Below are 14112 nucleotides of genomic sequence, written 5' to 3'. Positions count from 1 at the left end.
CGATGTGGCGGCGGCCGTGGAAGCGGGCGCCGAGGGGGTGGGGCTGTTCCGTACCGAGTTCCTGTTCCTCGACGACAGCACGCGGGCGCCGTCGGAGGACAGGCAGGTCGAGGTCTACCGTCAGGTGCTGGAGGCGTTCCCCGAAGGCCGGGTGGTCGTGCGGGTGTTGGACGCGGGCGCCGACAAGCCACTGGACTTCCTGACCCCGGGCGACGAGCCGAACCCGGCGCTGGGGGTGCGCGGGCTGCGGATCCTGCTTGACCATCCGGAGGTGCTGCGGACCCAGCTCAGGGCGCTGGCCAGGGCCGCCGCGGGACTGCCGGTGCGGCTGGAGGTCATGGCGCCGATGGTCGCCGACCGCACCGACGCCAGGGCGTTCGCGGACGCGTGCCGGGAGGCGGGGCTCGACGCGGAGGTCGGGGCGATGGTGGAGATTCCGTCGGCCGCTCTGCGGGCGCGCCCGATTCTTCAGGAGGTCGCGTTCCTCTCGCTGGGGACGAACGATCTCGCGCAGTACACGTTCGCCGCCGACCGGCAGGTGGGCGCGGTGTCCCGGTTGCAGGACCCGTGGCAGCCGGCGCTGCTCGATCTGGTGGCCATGGCGGCCGACGCGGCCCGTGCCGAGGGCAAGAGCTGCGGTGTCTGTGGTGAGGCGGCCTCCGATCCGCTGCTGGCGTGTGTGCTCACCGGGCTCGGTGTGACGTCGCTGTCGATGGGCGCCGCGTCGATCCCCTATGTGCGGGCGGAGCTGGCCACGTACACGCTCGCCCAGTGCGAGCGCGCGGCGTCCGCCGCGCGGGCGGTGGACACCGCCGAGGAGGCGAGGTCGGCCGCACGCGCGGTGCTGTCGGGCGGGTGACCGGTCGGGCGGGCCCGCCCGACCGGTGACACCGCTCGGCCCGTGACCACCACCGGGGCTTCCCGCCGCGACGCGGCGGGAAGCCCTTCCCTGTCAGTGGTGGATGTCCGTGTCCTCGACGCCGAGGTCGAATCCCGCCCGGTACTCCACCCCCGGCTCCGGGGAGAGCGGCTCTCCGGTGTCGGCGTCCGTGCAGTAGGCGCTGAAGACCTGGGCCTCGTTGAGCGGTACGAGGGCGCTGCCCCGGAGCTTCCAGCCGTGGAGCCGGTCGGGGGTGCCGGGTCCGGTCGTGCGGAGGACGACTCCGGCGGGGCTGTCGAGCGCGATGCCCGCCGCGAGGACGGTGACGAACTCCGCGCTCCCGGTGGGGTCGAGCCGGGCGGACCCTGCGGCCGGGCGTTCCACCTGGAGGGCGGCGAGGAGCTGTTCGTCCGGTGTGGGGACGCTGCACACCAGGTGGTGGGTGCCCGGTCCGGCCCGCTCCACGAGACGGGTGAGCAGCCGGGAGGCGCGCTCGAACGAGGTGTGTCCGATGTCCACGCCGCAGTCGGCGCAGGCGCCGAGCTGGGCGAGGATCATCGTCGCGTACTCCCAGGTGGCCTTGCGGACGGCGGCGCCGACGAGTTCGGGGACGAGGTGTCCGACCGGCTGTCCGGTGTACGGCACGACCGCGCCGCCCGTGGCCCCGATGCGTGCGGTGAAGCGGCTGCGGCTGGCGGGGCTGTCCGGGTCGAGCCCGTTGTCCGCGCAGTAGTCGGCGAACTCCTCCGGGTCGAAGAGCGCGACGGCCGTGTGGGCTCCCTCGGTGGCGAGGGAACGCAGCAGGCCGTCGATCCGCCGGAGGTAGTCCGGGTGGTCCTGGAAGGTGAAGGTGCGGTACCGGCGCATGTCGGCGAAGTCCCGCTCGTCGGCGAGGAGTCCGACCGTGTGGGGCACTTCGCGGCGCAGCGCGCGCAGTTCGTCGCGTGCGCGCCGTGAGGTGGCGCCCTTCGGGCCGGTGCGTCCGGTCTTCCCGCGGTGTGCGCGGTCGGTGGTCCGGCGGTGTTTGCGGTTGGTTCCTGGCATGACGTCCCCCTGGGTCCTGAGTCGAGTTCTGAGCACTGTCGACGACTGCTCACTGAGAGTAGTCGGGGGGTCTGACAATGCCCTCCGGCCGGGACTCACGCGGGGGTCGGGCGGGGAGTCGGCCGGAGGGGTCAGGCGCGGCCCTCGCGGCGTTCGCGGGCCAGGGACTCGTAGAAGTGGAGGAGTTCGAGGTTGTCGACCGAGCCGGGGTTGACCGCCTTCGACAGTTCCGTGCCCTGGAGCAGGCGCTTGACGGGGACCTCGATCCGTTTGCCGGTGAGGGTGTGGGGGACGGCCGGGACCTCGATGACCGTGTCGGGGACGTGGCGCGGGGAGAGTTCCCGGCGGATGGTGCTCGTGATCCGGGCGCGCAGGGTGTCGTCGAGTACGGCGCCGTCGGCGAGGTGGACGAAGAGCGGCATCCAGTAGCCGCCGTCGGGTTCCTCCAGGCCGATGACGAGGGACTCGCGGATCTCGGGCAGGCGTTCCACGGCCTCGTAGATGTCGGCCGAACCCATGCGTACGCCCTGCCGGTTGAGGGTGGAGTCGGAGCGTCCGTGGATGACGACCGAGCCGCGGTCGGTGAGGGTGATCCAGTCTCCGTGGCGCCAGACGCCGGGGTACATGTCGAAGTAGCTGTCGTGGTAGCGGGCGCCGTCGGGGTCGTTCCAGAACGCGACGGGCATGGAGGGCATGGGGTTGGTGACGACGAGTTCGCCGACCTCGTCCACGACGGGTTCGCCGCGGGGGTCCCATGCCTGGAGGTCGGTGCCGAGGCAGGCGGCCTGGAGTTCCCCGATGTGGACGGGGAGGGTGGGGACGGCTCCGGCGAAGCAGGTGCAGACGTCGGTGCCGCCGCTGACGGAGGCGATCCACAGGTCGTCGGCGACCTCGTCGTGGAGCCAGCGGAATCCGTCGGGCGGCAGGGGCGAGCCGGTGGTGGCGACGCAGGCGAGCGCGGAGAGGTCGTGGTCGCGGGCGGGGTGCACGTCCGCCTTGCGGCAGGCCATGACGTACGCGGCGGAGGTGCCGAAGAAGGTGGCTCCGGTGCGTTCGGCGACGGCCCACTGGGCGCCCGTGTCGGGGTGGCCGGGGCTGCCGTCGTACAGCACGATCGTCGTTCCGGTGAGCAGGCCGGAGACGAGGAAGTTCCACATCATCCAGCCGGTGGACGTGTACCAGAAGAACCGGTCGCCGGGGCCGAGGTCGCAGTGGAGACCGATCTGCTTGAAGTGTTCGAGGAGGATGCCGCCCTGCGACTGGACGATCGCCTTGGGGAGGCCGGTGGTGCCGGAGGAGTACAGGACCCAGAGCGGGTGGGCGAAGGGGACCTGTTCGAAGACCGGTTCGGTGTGTGCCGAGGTGAGGGCGGACCAGTCGAGGGCGCCGTCGGGGGCCGGGGTGCCGAGCAGCGGGACGTGCACGACGGCCCGCAGGGTGGGCAGTTCGGCGCGGAGTTCGGCGACGGTCGCGGTGCGGTCGTGTTCCTTGCCGCCGTAGCGGTAGCCGTCGACGGCGAACAGGACGACGGGTTCGATCTGCTGGAAGCGGTCGAGGACGCTGCGGGCGCCGAAGTCCGGTGCGCAGGACGTCCAGACGGCTCCGACGGCGGCGCTGGCGAGGAAGGCGACGACGGCCTGCGGGATGTTGGGGAGGTAGCCGCTGACCCGGTCGCCGGGGCGTACGCCGAGGGCGCGCAGTTCGGCGGCGAGTGAGCCGACCTGGTGGCGCAGTTCGGCCCAGCTGACCGGGACGGGTTGCCGGCTCTCGTCCACGTGCAGGAGCGCGGGTTCGCCGGCCCGTGCCGGGTCCTCGGCGGTGCGCAGCGCGTGCTCGGCGTAGTTGAGGGTGGCGCCGGGGAACCATTCGGCGCCGGGCATGGCGCGTGAGCCGAGCACGCGCGCGTACGGGGTGGCGAAGCGTACGTCGAACCAGTCGGCGACGGCCGTCCAGAACGTCTCGGTCTCGGCGACCGACCAGCGGTGCAGCGCCGCGTAGCCGCCGTCGGCGGGGGCGCCGTACCGGTCGGCCGCCCACGCCTGGAACCGGGTCACGCGCGCGGCCGCGACGCGGTCGGCGTCCGGCTGCCACAGGGGCGCTGGGCTGGCTGCTGAGGTCATGCGGTCGCTCCCGGGGCTGGCTCGTCGACGCGTCGTGTGCGTGTGGGGGCGCGCCCGTGTGTGGAGGTGCGCCCGGCTTCCACGGACGATGCCATGTGATCGTCCTTCGCACCAGACGGGCCCCTTTCGGGGTGCCCGACCGGGGGGTGGACGACATGTGGCCGCACCGTGGGTGAACGGGAGTTGAACGCGGCCGGTTGGGTCCGTGCCTGATGGCAGGCTGATCAGCATGAACGGTCGTGAGCTGCTGCGCTCGATGAAGGATGCCGGTTCGGCACGGGGAATGCGGACGGTGCGCTCGGCGTGGCGCCGTCGGCGTACGGACGGTCGGGATCTGCCGGCGCGGGGTGCGGAGCGGGCCCGGGTGCCCGGTCCGGTGACGGGTGCGGAGCCGTTGGCGGGCGGCGGGATCGTCCGGTTCGCGCGGGCGGGGCTGCGGGTGTGGGTGGCGGTGGGTGGCGGGGTCTTCTGGGGCTGGGACGGCGCCGGGCCGTCGCCGTCGTACGCGCTGGCGGGCGAGCCGCCCGAGCCCGATCCGCGGGCCGTTCTGGAGCCGGACACGGACGGTGGCTGGCGGGTGGTGTCGGAGCGGGTGACGGTGCTGGTGTCGCGGTTCGGGGGTGTGGAGGTGTCGACGCCGGGGGGTGTCGTGCTGCGGCGTGAGCTGCCGCCGCGCTGGTGGGAGCCGGTGGACGGCGACGGGCCTGCGCGGTGGGCGCAGCGGAGCGAGGTGGCCGCCGACGCGCGGTTCTTCGGGCTCGGGGGGCGTGCGTCGGGGCCCCGGCTGCGGGACGGCGTGTACCGGCTGTGGAACACCGATCCGAAGGGTTCGTTCGGTCCCGGTGACGATCCGCTGTATCTGACGATGCCGGTGCAGCTGGTGGTGGCGGACGCGGGGACGCATCTGGCCTTCTACGACAACTCGTGGGACGGGCGGGTCACGCTCGGGGAGGGCGAGGAGGGGGCGGGTTCCGGTCATGACCGGCCGGGGACCTCGGAGGTGCGGATGGACGGGGGGCCGCTGCGCTGCTGGGTGCTGCTCGGGTCTCCCGCGCGGGTGCTGCGCGGGTGGGCGGCGCTGACGGGTGGGCCGGCGGTGCCGCCCGCGTGGGCGCTGGGTCCGCAGCACGCGCGGTGGGGTTTCGGTGACGCGGCGGAGGTGCGCCGGATCGTGGCGGGGTACCGGGAGCGGGGGTTGCCGCTGTCGGCGCTGCATCTGGACATCGACCACTACGACGGGCACCGGGTGTTCACCGTCGACCGGCGGCGCTTCCCCGATCTGCCCGCTCTCGCCGAGGAGTTGCGGAGCGAGGGGGTGCGGCTCGTGTCCGTCGTCGATCCGGCGGTGAAGGCGGAGCCGGGGAACGACACGTACGACAGCGGTGCGGCGGCGGGCGTGTTCGTCCGGGACGCGCACGGCGAGGACGTACGGGGTGAGGTCTGGCCCGGTGAGTGCGTCTATCCGGATTTCACCGATCCGGCGGTGCGGGTGTGGTGGGGCGGTCTGTACGAGGAGCGGCTGGCGCGGGGTTTCGCGGGGTTCTGGCACGACATGAACGAGCCGGTGTCGTTCGCGCCGTTCGGGGACATGACGCTGCCCCGGTCGGCCCGGCACGCGCTCGACGGGCGGGGCGGTGACCACCGGGAGGCCCACAACGTGTACGGGCTGACGATGGCGATGGCGGGGTACGAGGGGCTGCGGCGGCTGCGGCCCGAGGAGCGGCCCTTCCTCTTCTCGCGGTCGGGGTGGGCGGGGATGCAGCGGTACGGCGGCACGTGGTCGGGTGATGTGCGCACGGGCTGGCCGGGGCTGCGGGCGTCGCTGGCGCTGGTGCTGGGGCTGGGGCTGTGCGGGGTGCCGTACTCGGGGCCGGACGTGGGCGGTTTCACCGGGAGTCCGTCGCCGGAGCTGTTTCTGCGCTGGTTCCAACTGGGGGCGTATCTGCCGTTGTTCCGGACGCACGCGGCGATCGACGCGGGCCGCCGGGAGCCGTGGGAGTTCGGTGACGAGGTGCTGGGGCACGCGCGTGCGGCGCTGCTGGAGCGGGAGCGGCTGGGGCCGTACTTCATGACACTGGCCCAGTTGGCGCGGCTGACCGGTGCGCCGTACGTGCGTCCGGTGTGGTGGGGCTCGCCGGAGGACCGGGCGCTGCGGGACTGCGAGGACGCGTTCCTGCTCGGGGACGCGCTGCTGGTGGCGCCGGTGCTGGCGGCGGGGGTGGTGCGGCGGGAGGTGCGGCTGCCGCGCGGGCGCTGGTACGACACGGCGACCGGGGAGGCGTACGAGGGGCCGGGGCGGGTGCTGCTGGACGCGCCGCGGTCCCGGATTCCGGTGCTGGCGCGGGCGGGTGCGGTGGTCCCGGTGCGGGGCGAGGGGCCGGCGGGGATCGAGTTGGAGGTGTGGCCTCCGGCGCCGGGGCGGACGGGCGGCGGGGTGGTGGTGCGGGATCCCGGGGAGGGGTGGGCGCGGTCGGAGGTGGAGCGGTACACGTCGCGGTGGGAGGGCGGCGGGGTCGTGGTGGAGCGGGTGACGGAGGACGGGACGGCGCCGCCCGGACTGCCCGTGCGGGTACGGGGGTAGCTCCGCGCCCGCCGACGCCGGGGCGGCCGGCGCCCGCGGCGTGACCCGGGCGCCGGCCGAACGGGGGCGTGCCCGGGGAGGGTTACGGGGTGGTGCCGTACCGGCCGGCGAACCAGCCCCGTACCGCCTCGGTGTGCAGCGGGAACGCCAGCTCGGCGGGGGCGCGCAACAGCAGCCACCCTTCCGTCTCGTCGGTGGCCGCGGAGGCGGGCAGGTCGGCGACGGGGCGTGGTGGCAGCAGTCCGAAGATCAGCAGATGGCCGCCGGGGGCGCTCATCGCGTCGGCGAGCCGTACGTCGCGCGCGTCGGCCTCGATGCCGGTCTCCTCCCGCAACTCCCGTACGGTGGCGTGCCGCCAGTCCTCCGCGTGGTCGATGAAGCCGCCGGGGAGGGCGAGTTGGCCCCGCCGGGGTTCGATGGTACGGGTGATGACAACGAGTGAGGTGCCGTCGTCGTCGGTGACGGGGAGCAGGGTGACCGCGACCGGCAGCGGGTTGCGGTAGGCGGTGTCTCCGCACACGCCGCAGGTGCGGGGCCAGTCGGCGGCGGCCGGGTAGGGCGCGCCGCAGGTGGCGCAGTGGGAGTTCGTCACGAAGCCGTTCGTGGAATCGGGCACGCGCGGGACTGTAGCCGATCACGCTTTCGCGCGCGCCGGGGAACTGATAGACGGTGTGCCCATGACACGACTTGATGCGTTGCTCCGTACGCTGGCCGCCACGACGGCCGCCCTGATCGCCGTGACCGCCGGGGCCCCGGGGGCCGCCGGGGCGTCGGATGCTTCTGTCCCGGGGGCGGGGCAGGAGTCCCGGGCCTCCGCGTCCACCGCGCCCGAGGAGTTCGTGGCGCTGCGGAGCGTGGCGCCGACGATCATCCACGACATCCGTTATCCCAGCGCGCACAACTTCGTCGGTGAGCCGGTCGACGGCTACGTACAGCCGCTCTGTGTGCTCACCCGCCCGGCCGCGCGGGCGCTTCGGACGGCGCAGCGGGCGCTGCTGACGAAGGGCTACTCGCTGAAGGTGTACGACTGCTACCGGCCGCAGCGGGCGGTCGACCATTTCGTCCGCTGGGCCGAGGACCTGGACGACGAGAGGATGAAGGGGGAGTTCTATCCACAGGTCGACAAGTCGAGGCTTTTCACGGACGGTTATATCGCCGCGCGTTCCGGGCACAGCCGGGGCAGCACGGTGGATCTGACGATCGTACGGCTGCCGGCGGCGCCGACCCGGCCGTACGTGCCCGGCGAGAAGCTGGTGCCCTGTTACGCGCCGCAGAGTGAGCGTTTCCCCGACAACTCGGTCGACATGGGGACCGGTTACGACTGTTTCGACACGTTGTCGCACACCGACGATCCCCGGATTCAGGGCGCGCAGCGTGCGAACCGTCAGCTTCTGAAGAACACGCTGGCCGACGTCGGTTTCACCAACCTGCCCGAGGAATGGTGGCACTTCACGCACAAGCCGGAGCTCTACCCCGACACCTACTTCGACTTCCCCGTCTCCCGGCGGGCCCTCACGGGCCGCTGACCCGGGCGGCGGGAGCGCGGGCCGTCGTCGGATGAACGGCCGGTCGGGACCACCCCCGTGGGCTCCGGCCGACCGCTCACCTGTCTCTGACGCAGGGCGCCCGTTTCTGGTTCTCCTCCTGCCCGTTTCCCGTTCTCCGCAAAGCCGTTACGGTGCCCGTATGACGACGGATACAACGGACACGACGGAGCTGGCGACGACGGGCGGGACAGCGGAGACGTACGCGTCGTACGACGAGTTCTGGCCGTACTACGTGGCGATGCACTCCCGCGCGGCGACCCGCTGGGTCCATCTGACGGGGACGCTCACCGGTCTCGCCGTCAGCGTCTACGGGCTGGCGCGCGGCCGGAAGCGGTACGTGGCGGCGCTCCCGCTGATCGGGTACGGGACGGCCTGGCCCGCGCACTTCCTCATCGAGAAGAACAACCCGGCGTCGTTCGGGCATCCGGTGTGGTCGCTCCGGGGGGACGCGCGGATGATCCGGATGATGCTGGCGGGACGCGACGCGGAGCTCGGCGAGATCGCCGCGAAGTGGCTCGCCGAGCACCGCTGACCCGGCGGTTCACGCGCTCGGTCCGCGCCGCTCGCCGGCCCGGTGCCGGCCCGGCCCGGCCCGTACCCCTGTCGTCGGGGGTCCGGGCCGTACCGCGCCGTCCGGGGTCAGGTGGTGGTGACGGCGGCGGGCTCGCGCTCCCGCCGCGCGCGGATCATCGCGTGCTCGACCACCGCGACCAGGACGTCCTTGACGGACTCACGGCTGCGCGCGTCGCACATCATCAGCGGCACCCCGGGGTCGAGGTCCAGCGCGGTGCGGACGGTCTCGGTGGGGAACCGGGCCGAGTCCTCGAAGCAGTTGACGGCGACGGCGAAGGGGATCTCCCGCCGCTCGAAGTAGTCGATCGCCGCGAAGGAGTCGTCCAGCCGCCGGGTGTCGGCGAGGACGACCGCGCCGAGCGCGCCCTGGGCCAGCTCGTCCCAGAGGAACCAGAAGCGGTCCTGGCCCGGCGTTCCGAAGAGATAGAGCACCAGGTCGTCGCGGAGGGTGATGCGTCCGAAGTCCATCGCGACCGTGGTGGTGGTCTTGGTCTCGATGCCCTCGACGTCGTCGACGGAGCGGCCCGCCTCCGTCAGCACCTCCTCCGTACGGAGGGGTTTGATCTCGCTGACCGCGCCGACGAGGGTCGTCTTGCCGACCCCGAAGCCGCCCGCGACGAGGATCTTCAGAGTCACCGGCCCGATCGGCCGCTGATCACGGCTAGAGCGCCCGAAGACCATTGATCACCTCGCGGAGAATGTTCACGTCCGGCAGTTCGGCCGGCGGAACGGGACGGGTTACGTGCACCAGCTCGTTCTCGACCAGGTCCCCGACGAAGACCCGGACGACCCCGACGGGGAGGTCGAGGCCCGCGGCGAGTTCCGCGATCGACTGGGGGCTGGCTCTGCAGAGCTCCACTATCTCCACGTGCTCGGGGGACAGTGTCCGGTCGCCGGCGGGGTCGTCGGCGGCGGGAGCCGGGATGACGATGGCGATCAGGTCGAGCCGGTGCCGGGTCGCGCTGCTGGTCCGGCCGCGTGTCATGGCGTACGGGCGCACCACCGGACCCGCGTCGCCGTCGATCCAGTGCTTCGGATCCTCGCCTGATTGGCTCATGACATTCAACTCACCCGGTGGCGGGCTGTCCGGCGCGGGGGGCGGCACCGAGGTGGACGCCGACGCGCTTGACCATGAGTGTCATCTCGTAGGCGACCTGGCCGACGTCGGAGTCGGAGTCGGCGAGCACGGCCAGACAGCTGCCGTCGCCCGCCGCCGTCACGAAGAGGAAGGCGCCGTCGAGTTCGACGACGGTCTGGCGGACCTTGCCCGCGTCGAAGTGCCTGCCGACACCCTTGGCGAGGCTGTGGAAGCCGGAGGCGACCGCGGCGAGGTGTTCGCCGTCCTCGCGGGTCAGTTCCTTGGACGTGCCCGTGGCCAGACCGTCTCCGGAGAGGACGATCGCCTTGCGGATACTGCCGACCCGTTCCACCAGCTCGTCCAGGAGCCAGTTGAGGTCGCCCGGAACGGATCCGCGGCGTGTGGAATCGGATGCTGCGGCGTGCGGTGCGGTCATCGACCGTCCCCCTCCGGTGTCGTTCCTGATATGTCGCCGGGGCCGTCGGAGCTCTCGGTCTCCTCGGCGTCGTTCTGCTGACGGCCACGCTGCCAGCCCCGCTGAAGGGAAGCCATACGCGCGCGTACGGCGTCCGCGTCCCGCTCGTGGTCCCACTCCGAAGCGTCGGTGGGCGGCGTTTCGGTCTCCTCCCGTACGGCGTCCTTGAGCTGGGGCGCCAGGCTGGCCTGCCGGACACGTCGGGGAAGGCCGCCGAGCGGGGCGGGAGTCCCGGTCTCGTCGGGCGTCACGGCGGCTCCGTCGGTCGGTGCGGACGCGTGCGGCGGGGCGGCGGACACGGGCGGCGAGGACAGCCTCGCCGGGGACGCGTCGGGCCCGGCCGGGGTGGGATCGGTGGGAGCGGGCCCGGTCTCCGGGTGGGCGCCGCCGCGCTCGTCCAGACGCCGGCCGTTGTCGGCGACCAGGGTGGGGGTCTTGCGGCTGCGCCGGGGGAGCTGCGCGGGGAAACCCAGCGGGTCGTCCCCATCCGCGTCCAGGTCCAAGTCGCTGTCGACGGCTTGACGGTGCTGCTCCCGCGTGTCCCCGGCGCCGCGCGCGGCGCGCGGCCGGCCCGTCTCGCGGTCACGGGAGTCGCGCAGGTGCTCCCGGGCGCGGAAGAGTCCGCCGCGCTCGCTGTCGGTGTCCTCCAGGTCGCCGTTGCCGAGGTCGGTGACGGCGTCGGCGGTCAGCGGGGGTTCGAGTTCGACGGGGCCGTCGAACACGGACCGGCCGCCGCCGATGCCGGTGGGGACCTGCGACAGCGAGGCGAGTCTGCCGTCGGACCGGCCCCGGCCGCTGTCGGACGGGAGGTTCTGCCGGTCCAGCCGGAATCCGGTGCCCTGGGTCTCGGGTGCCTCGGTCAGCAGGGCGGACGGCAGGAACACGACCGCGGTGGTGCCTCCGTACGGAGACGGCTGGAGCGAGACCCGTACGTTCTGCCGCTGGGCGAGCCGGCTGACGACGAAGAGGCCGAGGCGGTCGGTGTCGGAGAGTTCGAACTCGGGTGTCTCCGCCAGCCGCAGGTTCGCGTCCAGGAGCGTGTCGGAGTTCATGCCGAGGCCCCGGTCGTGGATCTCCAGGGTGAAGCCGTTGGCGACGCGCTCGCCGTGGACCTGGACCGCCGTGTGCGGCGGCGAGAACACCGTGGCGTTCTCCAGGAGTTCGGCCAGGAGATGGGTGAGGTCGGCGACGGCGGGGCCGCCGACACCGATCCTCGGCAGCCTGCGGACCTCGACGCGCTCGTAGTCCTCGACCTCGGCGACCGCGGCCCGTACGACGTCCATCAGCTGGACGGGCTTGCGCCACTGGCGGGACGGCGCGGCTCCGGAGAGGATCACCAGGCCCTCGGCGTGGCGCCGCATGCGGGTGGTCAGATGGTCGAGGCGGAAGAGGTCGGCGAGTTCGTCGGTGTCCTCGGTGCGGCGCTCCATGGTGTCCAGGAGCGTGAGCTGGCGGTGGAGCAGCACCTGGTTGCGGCGGGCGAGGTTGACGAACACCTCGGAGACTCCCTGGCGCAGCTCGGCCTGTTTCACGGCGGCCTCGACGGCGGCGCGCTGGAGGGTGTTGAGGGCCTGGCCGACCTGGCCCAGTTCGTCGCGCTCGTAGTCGAGCCGGGGTGCCTCGGTCTCGACGTCGACCTGTTCGCCGGCCGCGAGGCGCCGCATGACGCTGGGGAGACGGACACCGGACACCTCGTGTGCCTCCTTACGGAGGCTGGAGAGGTCACGGACGAGCCCGCGGCCGACCCGTACCGAGACGATCACGGAGACGAGCAGGGCGAGGAAGCCGAGGACACCGGCGATTCCGGCGAGGACGAAGACGTTGACGCCGACCGGGGCGACGCGGTCCTGGTAGCGCACGCCCGCCGCCCGGCCCTCGCTCTCCAGGCTTTCGAAGACCGGTGTGGCCGTCTCCTGCCAGCGGGCGGCGTCCACCGACGCCGGGTTGCGGCCGGCGCCCGCGCTGATGAGCTGTTCCTCGGCCTCGCGCAGCGGCTGGGTGGCGGGGCCGCCCCAGTACTGCTCGAATATCTCGCGCTCGGCACCGGGCAGGACGTCGAGGTTGGTCTCGTAGAGCAGGGAGCGGTTGGCGACGAGGTCGGACACCTGCCGTATCTCGTCCGACGTGAGGCGGCGGGTGATGAGTGCGGAGACGACGAGCGCGTCCTCGCGGGAGAGCATCTCCTGGGCGCGTTCGACGCCGACCAGGGCGCGGGCCTGCTTGTCCAGCTCCACGTCCTCCAGGACGTGCAGTGTCGACAGGAAGCTGTGGCAGGGGTCGACCAGCCGGTTGTAGAAGTCGAGCGCCTGGCCCCGGGTGACGGTGGACTTCTCGACGGAGCGGCGCAGCGCGCCGAGGCCGTCGAGGGCGTCGGTGAGGGAGGTCAGCCGTTCGGAGGTGGTGCCGCTCATCTGGTCGCGCACCGACGGGTTCTCGGCGTTGGCCTTGAGCCGGGTGACGGCCCGGTCGGTGGCGGCGCGCTGCCGGCGCAGTTCGGCGAGGGACTCCGAGTTGCGGGGGTCGGCCAGATAGATGAGGGTCTGGCGGCGTTCCCGCTGGACCACGCGGACGGTGTCCTCGACGGGGTCGCCGACCTTGTCGATGATGTAGGCGACGTCGAGGAGTTGGTTGGCCTCGCGACCGGTGAGGGTGGTGGCGAACGCCCAGAGCGCCGTCAGGGAGACGAGCGGCACCAGGAGCAACGCCACGATCTTCCGGCGGATGGACTTCCCGCGAAAGTGCATGGCTTCCCCCAGCTCGACACTCCACCCGATGTGGAGGGCGTTCTCGTCTGAATCGACAACCTCGTCACGAAACGGCGTGAGCCTACTACTGCCGCACCGGCAACTCGAAGACATGTCCGGACGATTTTAGGCCGTAACCAGGCGAGTTGTTCATGAGTTGTCCTGGTTTTCACGGAGATGACTTTCGTTGCTGTGGCGCACAGTACCTGGCGTCACGTCACTTTTCGCAATCGATCGGGTGGCCTGAACTGTATGTGGGCGGGAATTTTCCCGATCTGTCGCTCGTCTCTGTGTACGGGTACTGACGTACGGAAGTTTCGGTTCGGGGCGGGGAGTTCGGGGCGAGGAGCGGGCGGTCGCACGGTGCGGAAGAACCGTCGGACGGAGTTTCGGTGCCGTGGTTCGCGTGAAGCGGCCGGAGCCGGGCAGTCACCCTGAAGTCGGACAGTGGTGGGGAGTTACGGTCCATGGATACGAAGTCGGACGCGCAGAGAGCGGCGGGGACGGGCGGGTCGGCGCGTCGGGGGACGCGCGCGGCGGGCCACGAGCGAGGTGGTACGGCTCTGGAGAGGGAACCCGCGGCGGTCGGGGTCGAACTGCCCGCGCCGCGCGGCACGGGCCTCTCCCGGCGGTTCTGGGTGGAGGAGCCGGCGATACGGCGCCGGATGCCGGATCCGGTGCGGACGGCCGCGGTGCGGGCGGTGATCATAGCGTCGGTGACGCTGATTCAGGCCATGGTCGCGTTCTTCAGCACGCTCGCCGGGTCGTGGCTGGCCTTCCCCATGGTGCTGAGCAGTGTGGCCAGCACGGTGGTGGCCACGTGGGGTGTGCTGGACGTGTGGGTGACGCGCCAGGTGTGGAACCAGCGCCATGGCGTGGTGTCCGTACCGAGCAGTACGGCACGGCGGCTGCGCCGGGAGCGGCGCAGGGCCAGGCGGGCCGCTCGGGCGGCGGAGCGTGACGGCGCCCGGATACGACGCCGGGGTGCGGGCAGGCTCTCCGAAGCCTGAACACCCGTGTCCCGGCGGCTGCCGAGGATCGGGTCCGGGGGCGGGGGCGTGTGTCCGGCG

12 protein-coding genes (1 of these 12 running past the window's edge) are annotated in these 14112 nt (G+C 72.4%); 5 read left to right on the top strand and 7 right to left on the bottom strand.

The window, feature by feature from the left end:
- Positions 1–859 carry the 3' portion of a phosphoenolpyruvate--protein phosphotransferase gene (ptsP, locus tag OG875_RS27190; protein ID WP_330176859.1) on the top strand. The gene continues 812 nt to the left of window position 1, outside the view, so the window shows 859 of its 1671 coding nt (coding positions 813–1671); its start codon lies beyond the left edge, outside the window; the stop codon is at positions 857–859.
- Between the two features lie 93 nt (positions 860–952).
- Here ptsP and OG875_RS27185 read toward each other — a convergent pair whose 3' ends face one another.
- Positions 953–1924: a hypothetical protein gene (locus OG875_RS27185; protein WP_330176858.1), complete on the bottom strand. Its 972-nt coding sequence runs from the start codon at positions 1922–1924 to the stop codon at positions 953–955.
- Between the two features lie 131 nt (positions 1925–2055).
- Positions 2056–4044: an acetoacetate--CoA ligase gene (locus tag OG875_RS27180; protein WP_330176857.1), complete on the bottom strand. Its 1989-nt coding sequence runs from the start codon at positions 4042–4044 to the stop codon at positions 2056–2058.
- A 229-nt stretch (positions 4045–4273) separates the two neighbouring features.
- Here OG875_RS27180 and OG875_RS27175 point away from each other — a divergent pair, with 229 nt between their 5' ends.
- Entirely contained in the window at positions 4274–6625 is a 2352-nt protein-coding gene (locus OG875_RS27175; RefSeq protein ID WP_330176856.1) for a glycoside hydrolase family 31 protein, read from the top strand.
- Between the two features lie 82 nt (positions 6626–6707).
- Here the strand turns inward: OG875_RS27175 and OG875_RS27170 are convergent, their stop codons facing one another.
- Positions 6708–7241 (bottom strand): NUDIX domain-containing protein, encoded by a 534-nt coding sequence (locus OG875_RS27170; RefSeq protein WP_330176855.1) that lies wholly within the window; start codon positions 7239–7241, stop codon positions 6708–6710.
- Between the two features lie 61 nt (positions 7242–7302).
- Here OG875_RS27170 and OG875_RS27165 point away from each other — a divergent pair, with 61 nt between their 5' ends.
- Together OG875_RS27165 and OG875_RS27160 are read left to right on the top strand one after the other, a co-directional pair.
- The gene (locus tag OG875_RS27165; RefSeq protein ID WP_330176854.1) at positions 7303–8151 is read left to right on the top strand and encodes a M15 family metallopeptidase; all 849 of its coding nucleotides are present in this window, start codon (positions 7303–7305) and stop codon (positions 8149–8151) included.
- A gap of 160 nt (positions 8152–8311) precedes the next feature.
- On the top strand, positions 8312–8704 hold the full coding sequence (locus OG875_RS27160) for a DUF962 domain-containing protein (RefSeq protein WP_330176853.1): 393 nt from the start codon (positions 8312–8314) through the stop codon (positions 8702–8704).
- A gap of 107 nt (positions 8705–8811) precedes the next feature.
- On the opposite strand, the gene OG875_RS27155 is transcribed toward OG875_RS27160, so the two are convergent.
- From OG875_RS27155 to OG875_RS27140, 4 genes are read right to left on the bottom strand one after another with little or no spacing between them, the layout of a single operon-like run.
- On the bottom strand, positions 8812–9426 hold the full coding sequence (locus OG875_RS27155; RefSeq protein ID WP_330176852.1) for a GTP-binding protein: 615 nt from the start codon (positions 9424–9426) through the stop codon (positions 8812–8814).
- Positions 9407–9802, bottom strand: coding sequence for a DUF742 domain-containing protein (locus OG875_RS27150; RefSeq protein WP_330176851.1), 396 nt, complete (start codon positions 9800–9802; stop codon positions 9407–9409). The genes OG875_RS27155 and OG875_RS27150 overlap by 20 nt, the downstream gene beginning before the upstream one ends.
- A 10-nt stretch (positions 9803–9812) precedes the next feature.
- On the bottom strand, positions 9813–10259 hold the full coding sequence (locus tag OG875_RS27145; protein WP_330176850.1) for a roadblock/LC7 domain-containing protein: 447 nt from the start codon (positions 10257–10259) through the stop codon (positions 9813–9815).
- Positions 10256–13042 carry a sensor histidine kinase gene (locus OG875_RS27140; RefSeq protein ID WP_330176849.1) on the bottom strand — a complete coding sequence of 929 codons (2787 nt, stop codon included), beginning with the start codon at positions 13040–13042 and terminating at the stop codon, positions 10256–10258. The genes OG875_RS27145 and OG875_RS27140 overlap by 4 nt, the downstream gene beginning before the upstream one ends.
- 467 nt (positions 13043–13509) lie before the next feature.
- Here OG875_RS27140 and OG875_RS27135 point away from each other — a divergent pair, with 467 nt between their 5' ends.
- On the top strand, positions 13510–14052 hold the full coding sequence (locus OG875_RS27135) for a hypothetical protein (protein WP_330176848.1): 543 nt from the start codon (positions 13510–13512) through the stop codon (positions 14050–14052).
- Positions 14053–14112: the final 60 nt, after the last annotated feature.

It is taken from the genome of Streptomyces sp. NBC_01498 (assembly GCF_036327775.1).
Classification (GTDB): Bacteria; Actinomycetota; Actinomycetes; order Streptomycetales; family Streptomycetaceae; genus Streptomyces.
The sequence above is the reverse complement of the archived record's forward strand: the minus strand, read 5'-3'. Positions and strand labels throughout refer to the sequence as shown.